This is a genomic window from Flavobacterium rhizosphaerae, from assembly GCF_046000445.1.
GTDB classification, from domain to species: domain Bacteria; phylum Bacteroidota; class Bacteroidia; order Flavobacteriales; family Flavobacteriaceae; genus Flavobacterium; species Flavobacterium rhizosphaerae.
In genome coordinates this window covers 158,951-178,914 of record NZ_JBELPZ010000006.1, presented here as the reverse complement: position 1 = coordinate 178,914, position 19,964 = coordinate 158,951, and the positions used below count along the sequence as shown (strand labels likewise).

Sequence of the window (19,964 nt, the reverse complement as noted above, 5' to 3'; positions counted from 1 at the left end):
GAGTGAATATTTTTTTTAAAATTCCTTTATATTTTTACTACTTTCAACAATTATTGCAAACTGATAAAACATGTTTATACAAAAAGCTTTTGTACCCGGTAATACTTTCTGGAAATACATGCTGGGCACACTCCTTGTTTTTCTTGCCATGCTGCTGGGCCAGGTGCCTATGGTAATTGCTATGCAGGTGCACAGCATGAATACCGGCGAACCGCTGCCCATGACTGATACTGCTGTATATAATTACCTGGACCGTAATGCTACCCTGTTTTATATGCTGCTTACTTTTGTAACAGCGCTTGCAGCACTTTTACTGGTTGTTAAACTGTTGCATAAGCAAAAACTTAAAGACATTATTACATCGCGCCCGCGGGTAGACTGGAAACGTGTGTTTTTTGCTTTTTTTATCTGGGCAGTATTTTCTTTAGCCACTACGGCAATTGATTATTTTTCTAACCCTGCCGATTATGTAGTACAGTTTAATCCCGGTGCTTTCCTGATACTTGCTGTAATAGGGATATTGATGATACCACTGCAAACTTCTCTGGAAGAGCTACTTTTCAGGGGGTATCTTATGCAGGGTTTCGGGCTGTTGGCAAAAAACAGGTGGGTGCCGCTGGTGGTAACATCGGTATTTTTCGGGCTGCTGCATATACTTAACCCTGAGGTAGAAAAAATGGGTTACTTTATAATAATTTATTATATAGGCACGGGCTTTTTATTAGGTATAATTACCCTGATGGACGAAGGAAATGAGCTTACATTAGGCTTTCACGCAGCTAATAACCTGGTAGCTGCTTTGCTGGTAACGGCAGACTGGACAGCTTTTCAAACCGATTCGGTGCTTAAAGATGTATCAGAGCCTTCTGCCGGTTTTGATGTATTGGTTCCTGTGCTGGTAATCTACCCATTGCTGTTGCTTTTGTTTGCCAAAGTATATAAATGGAGTAACTGGAAAGAAAAACTAACAGGTAAGGTACTACCTAAGCCTGTAATAATAACCGAAGAAACTGACACGTTTGATACCCGCTATTGATTATACTTTTGTGCACCCTGCCTTTATGCTGAATGGTTTTTACTTTAGCAAAGAAGATTTGAGCCGGGTGGCTTATGCCTATATTAAAGAAGGCAGCGATTTTGAACAGCAGATGGGCCGCTTTTTGCTGGACTGGTTTGATGCGAACAATTATATTGTTATGCATACCTCGGGCACTACAGGCAAACCAAAAGAAATTAGGGTAAGCAAACAGGCTATGGTACATTCTGCACTTGCTACGGGCCGTTTTTTTGACCTCCCTGCCAGAACCAAAGCGCTGCTTTGCCTTCCTCTACACTATATTGCCGGGAAAATGATGATGGTACGCGCACTGGTACTGGGTTGGGAACTCGATGTTGTGCCGCCCTCATCTGATCCGTTACAGGGGATTAAAACTGGGTATGATTTTGCTGCCCTGGTGCCCTTGCAGGCAGAAGAATCGATACAACAACTTTATAAAATTAAACAGGTAATACTTGGGGGGGCTAAAGTAAATGCAGCCCTGGCCGAAAAGCTTGGTAGCCTGCCTACAGCGGTGTATGAAACGTATGGTATGACCGAAACGGTATCTCACATCGCCGTAAAACGGGTAGGGGAAGCTGCCTTTACAGTACTGCCTGATGTTGCTATTACAACAGATGACAGGCAGTGCCTGGTAATTGATACGCCAAAACTTAGCGAAAAACTTTTGATTACCAATGATGTGGTTGATGTTATTGATGAAAGCCATTTTGAATGGAAAGGCCGTTTTGATAATGTGATAAACAGCGGAGGCATAAAATTGTTTCCGGAACAGATTGAAGAAAAGCTGGCGCCCCATATTGCCCGGAGGTTTTTTGTGGCCGGCGTGGCAGACGACAGGCTGGGTAACAGGCTGGTGTTAGTAATAGAAGGGAAACCTTACGATATAGATGAGACTATATTTTCATCATTAGGTAAATTTGAAAAACCCCGGGAAGTAATTTTCAGGGAGCAGTTTGCCGAAACAGCTTCCGGAAAGGTAATACGCCATAAAAGCCTGGATGCGGCACTATAGCTTTTGTACTTTTACGTAGAATTTATCGGTGGCTACAGTAATATCCTCCAAGGTTTTGCAGGCTATTTTTGTTTTTTGCCAGTGGTTGGTGCTCTGTAGCCTTATTGTTTTTCCATCAACTGAAATTTCTACCGGCATGGTAAAATTGGGTTCATCGGTTTGCCAGCGGTATTGCAACTTGTTACCCGATACTTTTAACTGCAAAACCGGAATTTGGGTATAATGCAGGTACTGGTTAAACACAGGTGTGAAAGATATGCCACTTTGGGTACTAAAATAGTTCACAACTGACTGTGAATTTAGGACACTATTGTGAAAGAAAACTGCAAAATTGTGCAGAATTTCCCACCATTTATTATCATCGTTTACAATGTGCCGCATGGTGTTGAGCATAAGCGCCCCCTTAAAATACATATCGCCACTGCCTTCTTTATTTACTCCGAAAATACCTATTATAGGTTTGTCATTTAGTACATTACGGCCTTCGCCATTAATGTATTTCTGCGCTTTTTCGTAACCGTAGCGGCATTCTACATATACGCTTTCAGCATAAGTGGTAAAAGCTTCGTGAATCCACATGTCGGCTATGTCGCTGGAAGTTATACTGTTACCAAACCACTCATGCCCGCTTTCATGTACTATAATATAGTCAAATAGCATCCCTATACCACTATAAGACAAATCGTTACCCAAATAGCCCTTTTTATATTTATTTCCGTAGGCTACGGCACTCTGGTGCTCCATGCCTAAATACGGGGTTTCTACCAGTTTATAGCCGTCTTCATAAAAAGGGTAGGGGCCAAATTTCTCCTGAAAACATTCCAGCATTGGCTTAACTTCCTCAAACTGCTTAGCCGCCTTATCTTTATTTTCCTGAAGCACATAATAATCTAAATCCAAACCGTTTAGGTTGTCATGAATGTGGGCGTAATCGGCAATATTTACCGTAATGTCATAGTTGTTTATGGGGTTTTTTACTTCCCAGTCCCAACGGGTATAGCCATTACCCAGGTTGGTACGGCCCAATAGACTGCCGTTGCTAACATCCATAAGGCCGTTGGGTACTGCTACTTTTATGGTAGCACCTTGGTCAGGCTCATCGGTCTGGGTATCTTTAACCGGGTACCACAGGCTGGCCCCTGTACCCTGAACCGCTACGCCTATCCAGGGTTTATTGTTACTGTCCTGGCTAAAAATAAACCCGCCGTCCCAAGGGGCATTGCGGGCAATTACAGGGTTTCCGCTGTAATAAAAACATATTTTTTGCTCTGATTTTTCTGCTAAACTTTTAGGGAAATGTATAAACACAGCATCGTTATCACGTTTGTACTCCAGTACTTTATTTTCAAAAACAATACTGTCTACCTGCATGTTTTCAAACAGGTCAACCTGTATTTTAGCAGTTTCGGCTACCACATTAAACGTAATATCATTATAGCCTGAGATATATTTTTTATCCGGATTTATTGTAATATTTAGGTCATAACGCTGCACATCATAACTGGTGCGCTCGGGGCGCAACCCTCCTTGCAAGGTATCGCGCCTTGTAAAAGTTTGGGCTGCTGCTGAGAGTGCAAACAGCAATAAAAGTAAGGTGTTTAAACAATTTTTCATGTATGCGCTAACGGTTTTTACGTGTTTTGCAAATTATGAAATTGTTACAGATTTCTAAGCATTTACTTACACAAAAAGTCACAAAAAATTTAATATTAGCTTTTTGATTTTGATACGTTTTTATTTGTACTTTAACGTCATAAATCACTTAACCTTAAATAATTAACAATGAAGCAGAATTTACTTAAACAGTTTCTGTTTGTAACCTTTATGCTTTGTGCTGTAGTAAACCAAGCGGCCGCACAAAATATAAATACAAACCCGTATTGGGCAGGCAGTATTAAGCTTGTTGATAGTACTATTAAAGAAGGATATGTTATGGTGCCTAATTCTTCAAAGGAAAATTTTATAGCCTTTAAACCTACACAAAAAGGTAAAAAGGAAACCGTAAATCGTTCTGATATTGAAACGGTAACGGTTACTTCTGAACAGGGGCATACCTACCATTATGAAAATATACCTGCTGTGCCTACAATCAAAGGTAATGCTTCATTAGGTAAATCATTGTTATTGATAGCAGGCCGGAACAATTATGTGACATTTTATGTTGAGTCTCAAAAATACCGGGTTAACAGTGAAACGGGCGAAATATATTTGTTTTACCGGTACGTACAGGGTCGCGATTTACCCACAACGGCTTATTACATAAGGAAGAAAGGCGCTGAAAAAGCCAATATGCTCTACATTACCGGACACCTGGGCGGTATAAAAAAGGGCGTAACCTATCACCTTACAGAAGACCCGGAATTGGTAGAAAGGGTAAAAAATAAAGAACTGAAGGGAGAAGAAGATATACCCGAAATAATTAGTACCTATCTTAAAACTACCGAAAATTTAACCCCTAAAGATCAAACTAAAGGATAAAACGGCAGGCGCAGTTTTTAGTTACACCTGCAATATCCCCATATTAAAAGGCTTTTCAATAGGGGCATGGTTAGCGGCCTCTATGCCCATAGAGATCCATTTACGGGTGTCCAGCGGGTCAATTATACCATCGGTCCAGAGCCTTGCAGCGGCGTAGTATGGCGATACCTGCTCGTCATACTTCGCCTTTATTTTTTTAAACAGGGCTTCCTCTTTTTCGGCATCTACTGCTTCGCCTTTGGCTTTAAGGGAGTGGGCTTCTATCTGCATAAGTACTTTTGCGGCCTGGGCGCCTCCCATAACGGCAAGTTCTGCGCTGGGCCAGGCGGCTATCAGGCGTGGATCATACGCTTTGCCACACATTGCATAGTTGCCTGCGCCGTAACTGTTGCCTACCACAATAGTAAATTTAGGTACAACTGAATTGCTTACGGCATTTACCATTTTGGCACCGTCTTTAATTATACCGCCGTGTTCGCTTTTAGAGCCTACCATAAAGCCGGTAACATCCTGCAAAAATACCAGCGGAATTTTCTTTTGGTTGCAGTTGGCTATAAAGCGGGTAGCCTTATCGGCACTGTCACTGTATATTACACCACCAAACTGCATTTCGCCTTTTTTACTTTTAACCACCTTCCGTTGGTTGGCAACAATGCCTACCGCCCAGCCGTCTATACGGGCATAGCCGGTAATGAGGGTTTGGCCATAACCTTCTTTATACTCTTCAAATTCACTGTCATCTACCAGGCGTTTTATAATTTCAAGCATATCATACTGCTCATTACGCGCTTTTGGCAACAGGCCGTAAAGCTCTTTTTCATCAAGCGCAGGTTTTGCCGCTGCTTTACGGTTAAAACCGGCTTTATCAAAATCGCCAATTTTATCAACAATATTTTTAATGGTATCCAGGGCATCTTTGTCATCCTTGGCTTTATAATCGGTAACACCGCTTATTTCGCTATGTGTGGTGGCGCCCCCAAGGGTTTCATTATCTATATTTTCGCCAATGGCAGCCTTTACAAGATAACTGCCTGCCAAAAATATACTGCCTGTTTTATCAACAATCAGCGCTTCATCGCACATAATGGGCAGGTAAGCGCCGCCGGCAACACAGCTGCCCATAACGGCAGCAATCTGGGTAATGCCCATACTACTCATAATGGCATTATTGCGGAATATCCGCCCGAAATGCTCCTTATCCGGAAAAATTTCATCCTGCAACGGCAGGTATACCCCGGCGCTGTCTACTAAATAGATTATTGGTAACCTGTTCTCTATGGCAATTTCCTGCGCACGCAGGTTTTTCTTTCCGGTTATGGGGAACCACGCCCCGGCCTTAACAGTGGCATCATTAGCTACTACTATGCATTGCCTGCCCTGCACATAGCCAATTTCTACCACAACCCCACCAGAGGGGCAGCCGCCGTGATCAGCATACATGCCATCTCCTGCAAAGGCGCCAATTTCTATGCGGGGTGCATTTGCATCTAATAGATAATCAATGCGTTCGCGTGCAGTCATTTTACCCTCACCATGCAGTTTGGCAATACGTTTTTCGCCACCGCCCAGTTTTACGTGTGCCAGTTTGCGTTTTAAATCAGAAAGCAATAGTTTATTGTGGTCTTCGTTTTTGTTGAAGTTAATATCCATTTTAAAGCGATAATTTTAATGATTATGCAATTTAATAAGGTAAAAATACGAAATCGTTTACGAATTACAGATTGTACTTTGATAATATTAATAAAATAAAAAAGGAGCCGGTTAAAAAACACAGCTCCTTTATCATTATAATTTAGCAGCGCTTAAAACCCAAAAAAATCAAGAAGGTCATTTTTAATGGCCGGGTTTACCGTTGCAGCCAGCATTACCGATATGATAAGGCCTATAGAGGCAAATAAAAAGTCTTTACCGATAAGGCGCATGGCTTTTGTTTTATGCTTTTTGCCTTTTTTAAGCCGAGCCAGGTTTACGGCTATTTCGCGCCCGCCAATAAGCCCCAGAAATACCCAGGTGGTACTCATGGGTACGGTACTTATAAATAATTTATAGATAAGTATCAGGGCATAAGTAAAATCAATAAGTGTGGCAGCCCTTACATCAGAAATGCGTACTTTTTCGCTCACAACCTGCTGAATTTTATCGCCCCTAAGGTAAAATAGCAGGCCAAGCCCACAGAATATCACCAGGCAAAAAATAACAAATTGTGTAATATCCAGCCTTCGGGGTAAAAATACTGCCACATTAGCGCCATCCTGCATTACCCATACAGACCACAGCAGGCCGCTTACCAGCCATTGGGCCACCATCCAGCCGGGGTGTACCTCCCTGCTTTTAAATTTGCGGCGTATATAATTATAGCCAAAATACCATATCAACGCAGATACGATAAACGCTATAATATAACCCGAGACGCTTTTGGTTACCATAGAGGTAATACCGCTTGATGATGCCGTAAATACACTAAGCATTAAAAAAGTGGTAGATACCGGCATCCGTAAACGGGTTAGTATCAGCAGCACCAGGGGTGCCATAAGCATAAAAAACGAAAATTCTTGCGGGTGGGGGTATGGGCTGTTGCCCTGGGCATCCAAAAGGCGCTGGTAGGTAACATCGCCATCAAAAATTATGTAACTTACAGTTACTGTTGCCACAAAAATAGCCCCAACATACAGCCAGAGTACATACCATTTACGCTGCCTGTTGCTTTCTATAAACGTGCCGAGCGATTGTATACTGTCATTAGATACTGTGGCATAGGCTGCAGTTAAAAAACCTATCCACATAGCAACCTGTGGCTGCCCGTAAAATAGGGCGCTGGCCATAAAGATGCAGAAAATAATTATCAGGAATACTTTTTCGTCAGAAAAACGTTCTATAAGGCTTAAAGGAGGAGTTTTTTTTCGCTGTTTTATTTTCATTTGTATGTTATTTACAAGACAAAAGTAGCTTTTACATATGTAATTGCCCGTGTATGTTTTTAAAGCGATTGTTAAATCAGGCCATAACGCCATATAATAGGGGCCGGCCAAATTTAAAGTTAATGCATAAACAAAACAGTTCAAGTTAATTATAATACGTTTACGTAGTGTTTAATAATGTGTTGTTTATAATTTGTTAACCATTTCTTAACACATCAAAGGTACCTTTGCGGCAGTTTAAATTTATCTAAATGTCTATAAACAACATCTTTCAGTTTCTTGTACCAAAAGACAGGAAATTTTTCCCATTATTTGAGCAAGCTACTCAAAATCTGGTAATTTTAGCCGAAACACTGCATGAAGCTGTAAATGCGCCAAAATCCCAAAGGGAAGAATATTTCAGGAAAATTGAGGAATTAGAATCGGTTATAGAGGGTATAGCCCATACTATGAATCTGGAGCTGAGCCGTAATTTTATTACACCTTTTGACCGTGAAGATATTTATGCCCTTATATCATCTATAGATAATGTAGCCGATTACCTTTATGGCGCTGCCAGCAGGATGCGTTTATACCAGATAGAAAAAATTACCAAGTCTATACGCAAAATGACCGAGATTACCCTTGACGCGTGTAAACTGATACAAACGGCTGTATTTGACCTTAAGGATATGAAAAACCTTAAAGGTATTACCGAAGCCTGTAAAAAACTGAACAAGCTTGAGAATAAGTCTGACAGTGTTTTTGATAAGGCGGTTGCCGATATTTTTGAAAACGAAACCGATGTTAAACAGATCATTATTTATAAAGAGGTGTTATCTGCATTGGAGTCTGCTGCAGATAAATGCAAAGGGGTTTCTAATGTTTTAGAGTCTATTGCTGTAAAACATTCTTAATTACTAAATCCTGTACTACAACATTATGTTTACACTTCTTATTGTAATAATTGTTTTAGCATTTGCATTTGACTATATAAACGGCTTTCATGATGCCGCCAACTCTATAGCCACCATAGTAGCCACAAAAGTGCTTACACCTTTTCAGGCGGTGCTATGGGCAGCGTTTTTTAACTTTCTGGCTTATTTTATTTCGCGCTATATTATTGGCGAATTTAAAATTGGTAATACCATTGCCAAAACAGTAAGTGAAGATTTTATTACCCTCGAGGTTATTTTGGCGGGGCTTATTGCGGCCATCACCTGGAACCTGCTTACCTGGAAACTCGGTATACCCTCGTCATCATCGCACACGCTTATTGGCGGTTTTATGGGCGCAGCCCTTGCGCATGCAGCGTTGGTAGATGGTGCAGACCTTAGTACTGTAATAAATTATGCCAAGGTTATACCTATTGTACTGTTTATTTTCGCAGCGCCCTTTTTGGGTATGGTTGTGGCATACCTGCTTGCGGTTTTACTGCTCAATATTTGCCGTAATGCAAACCCAAGCAAGGCAGATAAATGGTTCCGCCGCCTGCAGCTGGTGTCTTCGGCGCTTTTTAGCCTTGGGCATGGTGCTAATGACTCTCAAAAGGTAATGGGTATTATTGGTGCTGCCGTAATTTATTATCATATCAGTACAGGCGACCCTGTATTTATAAATTCGGCAGACCCTTTTAAAACTTTTGTAATGGAGTGGGGCTGGGTGCCGCTTACCAGTTTTATCATGATGGGTCTTGGTACCATGAGCGGTGGCTGGAAGATTGTAAAAACCATGGGCAGTAAAATAACCAAAGTAAACTCTTTTGAAGGTGTGGTTGCCGAAACCTCAGGCGCTATAACACTATACCTTACAGAACATTGGGGTATACCTGTATCTACCACACATACCATAACCGGTTCTATTATTGGGGTAGGTATAACCAAAAGGATATCTGCTGTGCGCTGGGGTGTAACCATAAGCTTGCTTTGGGCGTGGATACTTACCATACCTGTTTCTGCTGTATTGGCAGCCATTGTGTATTACGTTATAAGAGGCATAACCGCATTATTCAGTTAATTTGCACAAAAAATATACTTAAAATCCGTTGCCTGCCGGTAACGGATTTTTTTTGTAAGATTTTCTAATAAGAGTTTAGTGAGCTTTTCTATCTTTACCACAAAAAGTATTGGCAATGAAGCGATTTTCAGTCGTTATAGTTTTATTAATTATAAATATTACAGCCTCGGCTCAAATTGCTTCAGTTTTTAATAATTCACGCCCGCGTTCTATGTCGCAACGGTGGGAGCTTGATACCCTTACTTCATCCGGTACTTTTGTATTTACCCCTTATAAACCCGTATATCTTTTACCCCTGCGGTGGAGCAGCCACCCTAACGGGCAACCCCAGAGCGGTAATACGGGAGAAGATTATATAAACCCCAATAATATAGACCTTAATAATCTGGAGGCTAAATTTCAGTTGAGCTTTAAGGTAAAAATATTTCAGGGAATTTTTTGGGGGCATGGCGATTTGTGGGGCGCGTATACCCAAAAGTCGCATTGGCAAATATATAATGCCTCTTTATCGCGCCCTTTTAGGGAAACCAATTATGAGCCTGAATTTATACTTAATTTTGCCACCAACTGGGATATATTCGGGGTAAAAAACCGCATGCTGGGTATAGCGCTTAACCACCAGAGCAATGGGAGGGATACCCCGCTGTCACGAAGCTGGAACCGTATTATAGTACAGGCCGGTTTTGAGGTGGGCGATTTTCAGGTATACCTGCGCCCGTGGTACCGCATGCCTGATGATGTAGATGATAACCCGGATATACAGCATTTTATAGGCAGGGGAGAGGCCATAGGTATTTATACCGCCGGCAGGCATATTGTAACCTTTACAGGGAGTACAAATTTTCAGCTTAACAGCCATTTGCACGGCTATGCCGAAGCCTCGTGGTCATACCGTATAGATGGCAACCTTAAAGGGTATTTGCAGGTAACACATGGCTACGGCGAAACGCTTATAGACTATAATAACCGCCAAACCACTATAGGTATTGGTATATCGCTTATAGAATGGCTTTAAGTTAAGCCTGTTTGTATGAATTACCGGGCACTGCCTCGGCTGCCTGTTGCCCAGAAGCAGAATATTTAAAAGGTAAAGACACAATAAAGGTAGTACCTTTTTCTTTACCCGGGCTCATGGCATAAATATTACCCCTGTGCAGCTCGACAAAAGATTTTGTTATAGATAACCCTATACCGGTTGAAGTTTCTTTACCTGTGGGCTTAGAGCTCAGCTTGGCAAATTTGGTAAATAATTTTTGAAGGTCGTTAAAATTAAGCCCCTGTCCTTCGTCTTTCACTTCAATATGCAAATAATTTCCGGCTTCGCGGGCACTTACTTTTATGGTAGTGTTATGGTAACTGTATTTTATGGCATTACTAAGCAGGTTGTGTAGCACATCCAGTATCTTTTCGCGGTCAGCCTCTACAGAAGGCAGGTTGTCATCAATATACAGCTCAATTTTTTGTTTTTTGCGATGCGCAAGCAATTCAAAATTGTTTACCAGGCGTTTAAACATGGCGGTAATATCTACATCCTGAATATTAAGGGCCATATCTTTTTCTTCCAGTTCACTGTGTGCCAGGTATTCTGAAAGTTTTTTCTGTATATTGTCTACTGCCGATTTTATATTAACAGTCATCCTTTCGGCAGTGGCAGTATTTTTGGTAATAATCTCATTAGCGAGTTTGATACTCGCCAGCGGATTTTTTATTTCATGCAGCGCAATATTCATCAGGTTAACCTGGCTTTCTAATGATTTGCGGTAACGCATTTTATTCTCCAGCTTATCAATAATAATCTTAGAGAGTGTCTTTAATATAGTAAGCTGCTCAGGCGTGCACTCGCGCGGTACAGAGTCAGTAACACAAATAGTGCCCATATTAAAACCTTCGGGCGATTTTAGCGGTGCCCCGGCATAAAAACGTATACCCCCATCTGCCGATACATAAGGGCTTTCAAGCAACTCCGGTTCGTTATGGGTGTCATTATAAACCGTTACCTCATTATGAAAAATGGCACGGCTGCAAATACTGTCGTTACGGTGAATTTCGTTTTTGTTGAGTGGGCTCAGGTTTGATTTTAAAAACACCCGGTTTTCATCCACAAAAGTTATAAAGGCCGAAGAAGTGCCAAAAACCTGTAGGGCCATTAGGGCTATGTTATCAAACGTATCTTCAGAATGGGTATCCAATATCTGGTAATCGCGTAGCTTTTCAAGCCGCAGGCCGTCGTCTTTCGGTATAAGGCTTTTCTTGGTCATTGTCATACAACATCATCAGGAATTTTAAGAAATGTTTAAAGAGAAAATTCCTGCCTGTAAAAATACAATTTATATTTTTATTGTAGTTATATTAACATAATATTATAATAAATAGGGTTGTAGGATGTAAATTCTTATTTGTCATTTAATTCCTTTAATCACTTTAATTTCGGCTCTGAATTATATTTTGATTTATAAATTCAATTTTAATAAAAAAACCTGCAACTTTTCAAGTGCAGGTTTACTATTGTAGATTTTTCCACTCGACTTTGTTCCGTCGAAATGGAAAATAGCTTACTCTTCTTCTTTTTGCCCCATCATCATCAGGTAGGCTTTTAAAAACGGATCAATTTCGCCATTCATTACGGCATCAACGTCACTGGTTTCCTGCCCTGTACGTACATCTTTTACCAATTTATAGGGGTGCATTACATAATTGCGTATTTGCGAGCCCCATTCAATTTTCATTTTACCCGCTTCAATTTCGTCGCGCATGGCCTGGCGTTTCTTTAGCTCAATTTCATATAATTGAGATTTAAGCAATTGCATGGCTTTGGTTTTATTATCCAGCTGCGAACGGGTTTCGGAGTTTTCAATAATAATACCCGTAGGGTGGTGGCGCAGGCGTACTGCAGTTTCTACCTTGTTTACGTTCTGGCCTCCCGCACCGCTGCTTCGCATAGTTTCCCATGATATATCGGCAGGGTTTACCTCAATTTCAATAGTATCATCGGCAAGCGGGTACACATATACCGAGGCGAATGAGGTATGGCGTTTGGCATTACTGTCAAACGGGGAAATGCGTACCAAACGGTGTACCCCGTTTTCACCTTTCAGGTAACCAAAACTATAATCGCCCTCAAACTCCAGCGTTACGGTTTTAATACCGGCAACCTCCCCGGCCTGAAAGTTAAGCTCTTTAACTTTATAGCCTTCTTTTTCGCCCCACATAATATACATACGCATCAGCATACTGGCCCAGTCGCAACTCTCGGTACCACCGGCCCCCGCAGTAATCTGCAATACGGCGCTCATGCTGTCGCCCTCGTCGCTCAGCATATTTCTAAACTCCAGGTTCTCTATATGGGTAATAGTGGCATTATATTGCTCGTCAAGCTCTTCGGCACTAACATCGCCCTCCTTAAAAAACTCATACATTACCTGTAGCTCTTCGGCCATGGTAGTACCTTTTTCATAGTCTTCAACCCATTTCTTTTTGCTGCGCAGCTGCCGCACTATAATTTCGGCTTCTTTAGCATTGTTCCAAAAATCAGGGGCAAAAGTCTTCTCTTCTTCGTTAGCTATTTCTATTAACTTCCTGTCGATGTCAAAGATACCTCCTCAGCGCACCAAGACGCTCTATAATACCTTTTATCTGTTCGGTATTTGTCATAAATTAATGTAGTTTTGTAGTTACGTTACGCAAAAGTAAGCATCCTTTTTTAATAATATGGAAATAAATCTGGTAAGCGATACGGTAACCAAACCGGGGCACGAAATGCTGCAGCACATGTTTAGGGCAAAGGTGGGTGATGATGTGTATAAGCATGACCCAACCGTGAACGAACTGGAAGAAACGGTGGCAAACCTTTTTGGTATGGAAGCCGCATTGTTTTTTCCCTCCGGTACTATGGCAAACCAGGCGGCCATTAAGCTGCACACCCAGCCGGGCGATGAGCTTATTTGTGATAAATGGGCGCATGTATATAATTATGAAGGCGGCGGTATTGCGTTTAACAGCGGGGTTTCGGCAAAGTTAATTGACGGTATCCGCGGCATGGTTACTGCCAAACAGGTGCAGGATGCTATAAATCCGCCCGATTTTTATCACAGTCCGCTCACTACACTGGTGTGTGTGGAAAATACTACCAACAAAGGTGGCGGAGCCTGTTACAGCCTGCAAACCCTGAAAGAGATAAAAGAAGTTTGTACCAGCAACAATCTTAAATACCACCTTGATGGTGCCCGTTTATGGAATGCGCTTGTGGCAAAAAAACAGCACCCCAAACAGTTTGGAGAGTTGTTTAATACCATATCGGTATGCTTATCTAAAGGATTGGGCGCTCCCGTAGGCTCAGTGTTAGCAGGCAGTAAGGCCGATATAAACCGGGCATTACGCATACGTAAAGTACTAGGCGGCGGCATGCGGCAGGCGGGGTACCTGGCTGCGGCAGGGCTGTATGCGCTTAAAAATAATGTAGGCCGCCTTGATGAAGACCATCGCCGCGCCAAACAACTGGGCGAAGTGTTACAGCAAATGCCATGGATAGATGTTGTAGAGCCGGTAGAAACTAATATACTTATATTTTCACTCAGGCCGCAGTATAATGAGCAGGCATTTATAGAGCTATTAAAACGCAGAAATATTTTTATAAGCGGGCTTGGTAAAGGCAAACTGCGCATTGTTACCCACCTTGACTATAAAGAGGTGATGCACCAGTATGTATTAGAAACGTTGACTAAAATCAATATTTAATTTTGTTTAAAGTTTCAGGTTTCGAGGTGCAAAATACTAAATATCTCTCCTTTGACATTATCTTAGATATCACTATTTTTAATTTACAATTCAGATTTTTTTAGTATGAATATACCTACTATTGGGTATTGTAATATTTTGATTTTCAGTTATATTTACACTATAACTTTAAAATTACTAAAATGGCAATTATTTACTATGATGCAGAAGACTTTTGCAATGTTTCGCAGGCTTCGTTCCCACTCACAATTTCAGTCAAAATAGGAGATGGGCAAGGGGGCGGTTATTTGATATTCAATGGTATTGATCTGATTAGTACCAATGCCCCGGGTACTATACACAGCATTAATGAAGCCGACCAATGGGTTACTGTTGCTGTTACCGTAAAGGATAAATTGTTAGAAACAAACTGGACGAGCATGACTGTTTATCTACAAAATGCTAACCAGGAAGAACGTATAAAGTTTGGCCCCTATAAAAAGGAAGTGCCACAACATCTTGATACGGTATGCTATACACTGCAATTGAAATTGAACAAACTGGAGCTATGAAAATAAAATTATTTTTAATTTTTCTGTTTATTAATGCAGCGGTATGGTCTCAGGATTTGCAGATACCCAACACCCCGGCATTTAGCATACTGGATTACGAACCATCGGCTGTAATGCGGCCTAATAACACAAAAAAATTAGCAACCGACGTACTTAATTCCTTTGACGAAAGCGGTAAACTAAAAATGAACCTGGGTATGGAAGTAGCTCCTTACTGGCTTAAAAGCAGGCCCCAACTTAGCCGCGAAGAGTATCTGGAGGCTAAAGGGAAACAGTTGCTATTACAAACGTTATCCCTTTCTGCCGCAACGGTACAAGATAGTGTTTCAGGTAATAATAATTTGGGTGTCGGGCTACGTATTCAATTGATTAGAGGGGTACTTACGGATGAATTTGAAAAAAAGGAAAGAGATTTAAAAGATAAACAAACCATTATGAGTTTTTTCAGCTCGGCACGTGGGTTTGTTAATAGGGGCAGTATCACTACAAAGCAAGCATTAATAGATAATTTAACAAGCAATATGCAAAGGGAAAATACTTCACCTGAATTAGTGGATACTTTCCTATCTATTACTAATGCAATAAAAGATAATTATGATGACACAAAAGAATCGCTTATAATGTTTTGTGCAGAAATTAACCGCCTTTTTGCTGAAAAGACCAATATGGATGCTTTAGCCGAAAATGTCATAGAACTTAGTAATAAACGTATAGGGTTTAGCCTGGAACTTGCTTCTGCAGCCAAATTTCAGACTGAAGTACACGACCAGGCATTTCAAAAATTTGGGTTGTGGCTAAATGCCAATAACTATTTTACTGATACTGATGCATGGACACTTACTACACGTTTTATGACACGTGTATCTGATACCACAAGTTATAATATGGATGCCGGTATAGGATATATTAAAGAGGGAAAAGATTTTAATGTTTCTGTTGAAGGTATGGCGCGGTGGTACCGCACCGAGATACCGGACTTAAACAGTGGTGGTATGGCAATTATACGCGTAGAAAAAGACTTTACTTACCGCCTGGCAGCCCAGGCATCATATACCTTTACCGAAAATATAAGCTTTAATATATCACTCGGAAAAGATTTTGACGATGTAAGAATAACCAACAATACTTTCTTTTCAATCTTTGGGCTTAATTATTCATTATTCAGTAAACAGAAAGTCACACCCGAACTAAATTAGTTATAGATAATGTTGAAAAAAGCCGCAACTTTTTAAGGGTTGCGGCTTAATAAAATAACAATATATATATAACCTAAGCGGTAGTGGCAACGGCAGGCTCAAAATCCATGATGACCTGGTTGCGGGTAATGTCTTCAAAAGTTTCGCGCTGGCGTATCAGGTGGCCTTTGCCTTCGTACCAAAGTACTTCGGCAGGGCGCACACGCGAATTATAGTTACTGCTCATGCTAAAGCAATAAGCGCCTGCATTTCTAAAGCAAAGCATGTCACCTTCTTTAATTTCGGCAATACGGCGGTTACTTGCAAAAGTATCTGTTTCGCAAATATATCCCACTACGCTGTAAAAACGCTCTTTACCTTTAGGGTTACTTATATTTTCAATAAAATGGTGAGACCCATAAAGCATAGGACGTATCAGGTGATTAAAACCGCTGTCTATCCCGGCAAATACTGTACTGGTTGTTTGCTTTACTACATTTACCTTAGCAATAAAAAAGCCTGCTTCGCTCACTAAAAATTTACCCGGCTCAAAGGCCAGGGTAAGTTCACGCCCATAGGCCTCGCAAAAAGTATTAAACCTGCGGCTTAGTTTTTTGCCAAGTTCTTCAATATCAGTTTGTATATCGTCTTTTTTATAAGGCACCTTAAATCCGCTGCCAAAGTCAACAAATTCCAGTTCTTTAAAATGCATGGCAGTTTCAAACAAAATTTCTGCAGCATATAAAAATACACCCACATCTAAAATATCGCTGCCGGTATGCATGTGTATACCGTTAATGTGCATGCCTGTATTCTCTACAATGCGCAATAAGTGTGGTAGCTGGTGAATACTGATACCAAATTTACTGTCTATATGCCCAACCGATATATTACTGTTGCCCCCCGCCATAATGTGTGGGTTTATGCGTATGCATACCGGTGTTTTTGGGTGCTTTGCGCCAAACTGCTCTAAAATAGAAAGGTTATCTATATTTATTTGTACGCCCAGTGCGGCTACTTCTTCAATTTCCTCCATACTTACACCATTTGGGGTATAAATAATAGTCTCTGGTGCAAAACCGGCCAAAAGCCCAAGGCGTACCTCCTCTATAGAAACCGTATCAAGCCCGGAGCCCATCTGCTTAAGCAATTTTAATATAGATATATTGCTGAGTGCCTTTACAGCATAATTTATCCTTAAATTACCTACTTTAGAAAAGGCTTTTTCCAGTTTACGATATTGTGATTGTATTTTAGCCGCATCGTAAACATACAGTGGCCCCCCAAATTCATCTGCTAATTGCAACAGCTGTTTCGCTTCCATATTTTTTGTTTATGTAAAGCAAAATTAGTCACTATGTTCTATGTAAACAAGCAAATAACAGAAGGTTAACAAAAAATAACAAATTGTTTTATTTATAACAAATATAGTTAATGATGTTATTTTCCGCTTCCTGTTCCAAACAGTACTAAAATGGGAAAAAAGATGATAAAAATTAATGTCTCTTTCATACCTATCAATTTTAAAGGCGGTAAGCCTGTTAATAATTTTAATGATAGCAAGGTGATGGTATGTAGTTTATGATTTTTTAAAAGTGAGTGTAAATCCGTCTGCAATGTGCAATTGTTTTATTACCATAGTTTCGCCTTCATTGCTTAGGTCTATACACCCTATCTCCATTTCATTAGCGGTTAAAAACTGTGGGCATAAATTTTCATCTGCCGCTATAGTAAAGCTATAGTTGCCACTGTCAAAAAAATCTTCTGCCGTTTGATCAGTATTATTATTTACAACGGTAATAGTGCTGTTGTCATTGTTAAAAGACCAGGTAATAGAGCCGGGCTCAAAGTCAGAATCAAATCCGCCAAAGCCACCGCTCACATTAATAAGGTTCCAGTTGTTGGTATATTGCACCGGTGAAGGATCATCGCCGTTGCAGGAACTGGCCAGTAAAATGGCGGACGTAATGAGGGTAAAAAATTTCATGTGTGGTGTGTTATTTACAGGTTTACATATATAGCTGTGGGGCTATATGCTATAGTAAGATACAAACCCTGTCTTGTGGTTGCGTTTTGCAGATGTATTTTTTTACAGGGCAAAAAGTTAAAAATTACTTTCAGCTATTGGATGTTATTTGCTATTTTTGTTCCACTTTTAATAAGAAAATGCATATATCATGAATTTACACGAATATCAGGGAAAAGAAATACTGGCAAGCCACGGTGTGCGTGTGCAGCGCGGTATTGTGGCAAACAATGCTGCCGAGGCTGTTGCAGCCGCTAAAGAACTTACAGCACAAACCGGTACCGGATGGCACGTAATTAAAGCCCAAATACATGCGGGTGGCCGTGGTAAAGGCGGTGGTGTTAAGCTTGCCAAAAACCTTCAGCAGGTTGAAGAGATTGCAGGGCAGATAATAGGTATGGACCTTATTACCCCGCAAACGCCTCCTACCGGTAAAAAAGTACACAAAGTACTTGTGGCTGAAGATGTTTACTACCCTGGTGACAGTGAACCTTCAGAATTTTATATGTCTGTACTACTTAACAGGGGTGCAGCGCGCAATATGATTATGTATTCTACCGAAGGTGGTATGGATATAGAAGAAGTTGCCGAAAAAACTCCGGACCGTATTTTTACCGAAGAAATAGACCCGGCTGTGGGCCTACAGGGCTTTCAAGCCAGGAGGATTGCTTTTAACCTTGGCCTTAGTGGCAATGCGTTTAAAGAAATGGTGAAGTTTGTTGACTCACTTTACAAAGCATATGTAGAGAGCGACTCTTCTATGTTTGAAATTAATCCGGTACTTAAAACGTCTGATGATAAAATTCTTGCGGTAGACGCTAAAGTAGTATTAGATGATAATGCACTTTTCCGCCAAAAGAAATATGCCGATATGCGCGATGTGCGTGAGGAAAACCCAATTGAGGTTGAAGCTAAAGAAGTTGGGCTTAACTATGTAGACCTTGACGGTACAGTAGGTTGTATGGTTAATGGCGCAGGCCTTGCCATGGCAACTATGGACCTTATTAAATATGCAGGCTTTGAGCCGGCAAACTTCCTTGACGTGGGTGGTACTGCCGATGCCAAGCGTGTAGAAACAGCTTTCCGTATCATTCTTAAAGACCCTAACGTAAAAGCAATCCTTATAAACATATTTGGAGGTATTGTACGTTGCGACCGTGTGGCCCAGGGTGTGGTTGACGCTTATAAAAATATGGGCGACTCTATCAAAGTGCCTATAATTGTGCGCCTGCAGGGTACTAATGCCGAAATTGCAAAAGAACTTATAGATAACTCAGGTATGCCTATTCTTTCTGCAACATTGTTCCAGGAAGCGGCAGACCAGGTTAAGGCAGCTTTGTCTTAATTAGAGAATAATATACCGATAAAAAATGGCTGCCGTAAGGCAGCCATTTTTTATTACGCAACGTTTTTATTTTTTATGCATCTTAATAAAAAACCATAATCAATTTTATCATGAAAAAAATATTTTCGCTATTAATATTGTCATTTTTATTTATGGGTTGCAATAATGATGATACAAAAAAACAAGAATATGGTAATCATCCCTCTATGCTTGTTGGGCAATGGAAATTAGTTGGCTGGTATAGTGATGAACCTCTTGACATCAATAATGACGGTGAAGCATCAACCAATCTTTATTCACAATGGAACGGTTGTAATAAAAATAATATACTTGTATTAAATGCTGATGGTACAAGCCAAATGATGGTTTTGGGTAATCCTGAAAACAGTGATTGTATTATATTTCATGATAATTATGAATATCTTCCATGGTATACGGAAAATATAAATGATCCGGCATTTTTCACGCTCACATTCATGGGTGATGATTATAATATTACCAATCAAATTGTACAGATGAGTGGAACACTCCTTACACTTAAAGACTCAGGATTTTTAACTTGTTGTGATCCGGGAATATCAAATTTCACAGGAGGCTATCTGAAATTTGAAAAAGTTTTGCAGGAATAGTAGATATATAAAACATTTTAACATTATCATAAATTTTAGTA

General features: G+C 40.6%; 18 protein-coding genes. 11 read left to right on the top strand and 7 right to left on the bottom strand.

Annotation, left to right across the window (positions count from 1 at the left end; translation table 11 throughout):
* The first annotated feature begins 70 nt into the window (after nucleotides 1-70).
* Together ABS766_RS08230 and ABS766_RS08225 are read left to right on the top strand one after the other, a co-directional pair.
* The gene (locus tag ABS766_RS08230) at nucleotides 71-1,036 is read left to right on the top strand and encodes a CPBP family intramembrane glutamic endopeptidase (RefSeq protein ID WP_408084654.1); all 966 of its coding nucleotides are present in this window, start codon (nucleotides 71-73) and stop codon (nucleotides 1,034-1,036) included.
* A complete protein-coding gene (locus tag ABS766_RS08225; RefSeq protein ID WP_408084653.1) occupies nucleotides 1,020-2,072 on the top strand; it encodes an AMP-binding protein in 1,053 nt (350 codons plus the stop codon). Before ABS766_RS08230 ends, ABS766_RS08225 begins: the two co-directional genes overlap by 17 nt.
* Here the strand turns inward: ABS766_RS08225 and ABS766_RS08220 are convergent.
* Nucleotides 2,067-3,686: a M1 family metallopeptidase gene (locus ABS766_RS08220; protein ID WP_408084652.1), complete on the bottom strand. Its 1,620-nt coding sequence runs from the start codon at nucleotides 3,684-3,686 to the stop codon at nucleotides 2,067-2,069. The two genes, ABS766_RS08225 and ABS766_RS08220, sit on opposite strands and share 6 nt — an antisense overlap.
* Nucleotides 3,687-3,854: 168 nt before the next feature.
* Here ABS766_RS08220 and ABS766_RS08215 point away from each other — a divergent pair, with 168 nt between their 5' ends.
* Nucleotides 3,855-4,550, top strand: a complete 696-nt coding sequence (locus ABS766_RS08215) for a hypothetical protein (RefSeq protein WP_408084651.1) — start codon at nucleotides 3,855-3,857, stop codon at nucleotides 4,548-4,550.
* 21 nt (nucleotides 4,551-4,571) lie between these two features.
* Here ABS766_RS08215 and ABS766_RS08210 read toward each other — a convergent pair whose 3' ends face one another.
* A complete protein-coding gene (locus tag ABS766_RS08210) occupies nucleotides 4,572-6,200 on the bottom strand; it encodes an acyl-CoA carboxylase subunit beta (protein ID WP_408084650.1) in 1,629 nt (542 codons plus the stop codon).
* Nucleotides 6,201-6,352: 152 nt separating this feature from the next.
* Nucleotides 6,353-7,468 carry a hypothetical protein gene (locus ABS766_RS08205; protein WP_408084649.1) on the bottom strand — a complete coding sequence of 372 codons (1,116 nt, stop codon included), beginning with the start codon at nucleotides 7,466-7,468 and terminating at the stop codon, nucleotides 6,353-6,355.
* A 251-nt stretch (nucleotides 7,469-7,719) separates the two neighbouring features.
* Between ABS766_RS08205 and ABS766_RS08200 the strand changes: the two genes are divergently transcribed.
* The 3 genes from ABS766_RS08200 (at nucleotide 7,720) to ABS766_RS08190 (ending at nucleotide 10,478) form a co-directional block, all read left to right on the top strand.
* Nucleotides 7,720-8,364: a DUF47 domain-containing protein gene (locus ABS766_RS08200; protein WP_408084648.1), complete on the top strand. Its 645-nt coding sequence runs from the start codon at nucleotides 7,720-7,722 to the stop codon at nucleotides 8,362-8,364.
* A gap of 25 nt (nucleotides 8,365-8,389) precedes the next feature.
* Nucleotides 8,390-9,463 carry an inorganic phosphate transporter gene (locus ABS766_RS08195; RefSeq protein WP_408084647.1) on the top strand — a complete coding sequence of 358 codons (1,074 nt, stop codon included), beginning with the start codon at nucleotides 8,390-8,392 and terminating at the stop codon, nucleotides 9,461-9,463.
* A 115-nt stretch (nucleotides 9,464-9,578) separates the two neighbouring features.
* Nucleotides 9,579-10,478, top strand: a complete 900-nt coding sequence (locus tag ABS766_RS08190) for a phospholipase A (RefSeq protein ID WP_408084646.1) — start codon at nucleotides 9,579-9,581, stop codon at nucleotides 10,476-10,478.
* 1 nt (nucleotide 10,479) lies between these two features.
* Here ABS766_RS08190 and ABS766_RS08185 read toward each other — a convergent pair whose 3' ends face one another.
* Together ABS766_RS08185 and prfB are read right to left on the bottom strand one after the other, a co-directional pair.
* The gene (locus ABS766_RS08185) at nucleotides 10,480-11,727 is read right to left on the bottom strand and encodes a GAF domain-containing sensor histidine kinase (RefSeq protein ID WP_408084645.1); all 1,248 of its coding nucleotides are present in this window, start codon (nucleotides 11,725-11,727) and stop codon (nucleotides 10,480-10,482) included.
* Nucleotides 11,728-12,015: 288 nt separating this feature from the next.
* A protein-coding gene (prfB, locus tag ABS766_RS08180; protein WP_408084644.1) for a peptide chain release factor 2 occupies nucleotides 12,016-13,114 on the bottom strand; the annotation gives its coding sequence in 2 pieces (ribosomal slippage) (nucleotides 12,016-13,050 and nucleotides 13,052-13,114; 1,098 coding nt in all).
* Between the two features lie 57 nt (nucleotides 13,115-13,171).
* On the opposite strand from prfB, the gene ABS766_RS08175 reads away from it, so the two are divergent.
* From ABS766_RS08175 to ABS766_RS08165, 3 genes are all read left to right on the top strand, one after another.
* Nucleotides 13,172-14,197, top strand: a complete 1,026-nt coding sequence (locus ABS766_RS08175) for a threonine aldolase family protein (RefSeq protein ID WP_408084643.1) — start codon at nucleotides 13,172-13,174, stop codon at nucleotides 14,195-14,197.
* Between the two features lie 182 nt (nucleotides 14,198-14,379).
* On the top strand, nucleotides 14,380-14,748 hold the full coding sequence (locus tag ABS766_RS08170; RefSeq protein WP_408084642.1) for a hypothetical protein: 369 nt from the start codon (nucleotides 14,380-14,382) through the stop codon (nucleotides 14,746-14,748).
* Nucleotides 14,745-15,944 (top strand): hypothetical protein, encoded by a 1,200-nt coding sequence (locus ABS766_RS08165; RefSeq protein WP_408084641.1) that lies wholly within the window; start codon nucleotides 14,745-14,747, stop codon nucleotides 15,942-15,944. Before ABS766_RS08170 ends, ABS766_RS08165 begins: the two co-directional genes overlap by 4 nt.
* Nucleotides 15,945-16,017: 73 nt before the next feature.
* Here the strand turns inward: ABS766_RS08165 and lysA are convergent, their stop codons facing one another.
* Complete coding sequence (gene lysA / locus ABS766_RS08160; protein ID WP_408084640.1) at nucleotides 16,018-17,247, bottom strand: diaminopimelate decarboxylase; 1,230 nt, start codon at nucleotides 17,245-17,247, stop codon at nucleotides 16,018-16,020.
* A gap of 255 nt (nucleotides 17,248-17,502) precedes the next feature.
* Complete coding sequence (locus tag ABS766_RS08155) at nucleotides 17,503-17,910, bottom strand: hypothetical protein (protein WP_408084639.1); 408 nt, start codon at nucleotides 17,908-17,910, stop codon at nucleotides 17,503-17,505.
* 190 nt (nucleotides 17,911-18,100) lie between these two features.
* On the opposite strand from ABS766_RS08155, the gene sucC reads away from it, so the two are divergent.
* Both sucC and ABS766_RS08145 read left to right on the top strand, forming a co-directional pair.
* On the top strand, nucleotides 18,101-19,294 hold the full coding sequence (sucC, locus tag ABS766_RS08150; protein ID WP_408084638.1) for an ADP-forming succinate--CoA ligase subunit beta: 1,194 nt from the start codon (nucleotides 18,101-18,103) through the stop codon (nucleotides 19,292-19,294).
* Between the two features lie 110 nt (nucleotides 19,295-19,404).
* Nucleotides 19,405-19,923 (top strand): hypothetical protein, encoded by a 519-nt coding sequence (locus ABS766_RS08145; RefSeq protein WP_408084637.1) that lies wholly within the window; start codon nucleotides 19,405-19,407, stop codon nucleotides 19,921-19,923.
* Nucleotides 19,924-19,964 lie beyond the last annotated feature (41 nt).

What these genes read in the sequence shown, in the direction of transcription:
- ABS766_RS08230 (WP_408084654.1), top strand. Translation starts at nt 71, where the DNA reads ATGTTTATACAAAAAGCTTTTGTACCCGGTAATACTTTCTGGAAATAC.
- ABS766_RS08220 (WP_408084652.1), bottom strand. Translation starts at nt 3,686, where the DNA reads ATGAAAAATTGTTTAAACACCTTACTTTTATTGCTGTTTGCACTCTCA.
- ABS766_RS08215 (WP_408084651.1), top strand. Translation starts at nt 3,855, where the DNA reads ATGAAGCAGAATTTACTTAAACAGTTTCTGTTTGTAACCTTTATGCTT.
- ABS766_RS08210 (WP_408084650.1), bottom strand. Translation starts at nt 6,200, where the DNA reads ATGGATATTAACTTCAACAAAAACGAAGACCACAATAAACTATTGCTT.
- ABS766_RS08205 (WP_408084649.1), bottom strand. Translation starts at nt 7,468, where the DNA reads ATGAAAATAAAACAGCGAAAAAAAACTCCTCCTTTAAGCCTTATAGAA.
- ABS766_RS08200 (WP_408084648.1), top strand. Translation starts at nt 7,720, where the DNA reads ATGTCTATAAACAACATCTTTCAGTTTCTTGTACCAAAAGACAGGAAA.
- ABS766_RS08195 (WP_408084647.1), top strand. Translation starts at nt 8,390, where the DNA reads ATGTTTACACTTCTTATTGTAATAATTGTTTTAGCATTTGCATTTGAC.
- ABS766_RS08190 (WP_408084646.1), top strand. Translation starts at nt 9,579, where the DNA reads ATGAAGCGATTTTCAGTCGTTATAGTTTTATTAATTATAAATATTACA.
- ABS766_RS08185 (WP_408084645.1), bottom strand. Translation starts at nt 11,727, where the DNA reads ATGACAATGACCAAGAAAAGCCTTATACCGAAAGACGACGGCCTGCGG.
- ABS766_RS08175 (WP_408084643.1), top strand. Translation starts at nt 13,172, where the DNA reads ATGGAAATAAATCTGGTAAGCGATACGGTAACCAAACCGGGGCACGAA.
- ABS766_RS08170 (WP_408084642.1), top strand. Translation starts at nt 14,380, where the DNA reads ATGGCAATTATTTACTATGATGCAGAAGACTTTTGCAATGTTTCGCAG.
- ABS766_RS08165 (WP_408084641.1), top strand. Translation starts at nt 14,745, where the DNA reads ATGAAAATAAAATTATTTTTAATTTTTCTGTTTATTAATGCAGCGGTA.
- lysA (WP_408084640.1), bottom strand. Translation starts at nt 17,247, where the DNA reads ATGGAAGCGAAACAGCTGTTGCAATTAGCAGATGAATTTGGGGGGCCA.
- ABS766_RS08155 (WP_408084639.1), bottom strand. Translation starts at nt 17,910, where the DNA reads ATGAAATTTTTTACCCTCATTACGTCCGCCATTTTACTGGCCAGTTCC.
- sucC (WP_408084638.1), top strand. Translation starts at nt 18,101, where the DNA reads ATGAATTTACACGAATATCAGGGAAAAGAAATACTGGCAAGCCACGGT.
- ABS766_RS08145 (WP_408084637.1), top strand. Translation starts at nt 19,405, where the DNA reads ATGAAAAAAATATTTTCGCTATTAATATTGTCATTTTTATTTATGGGT.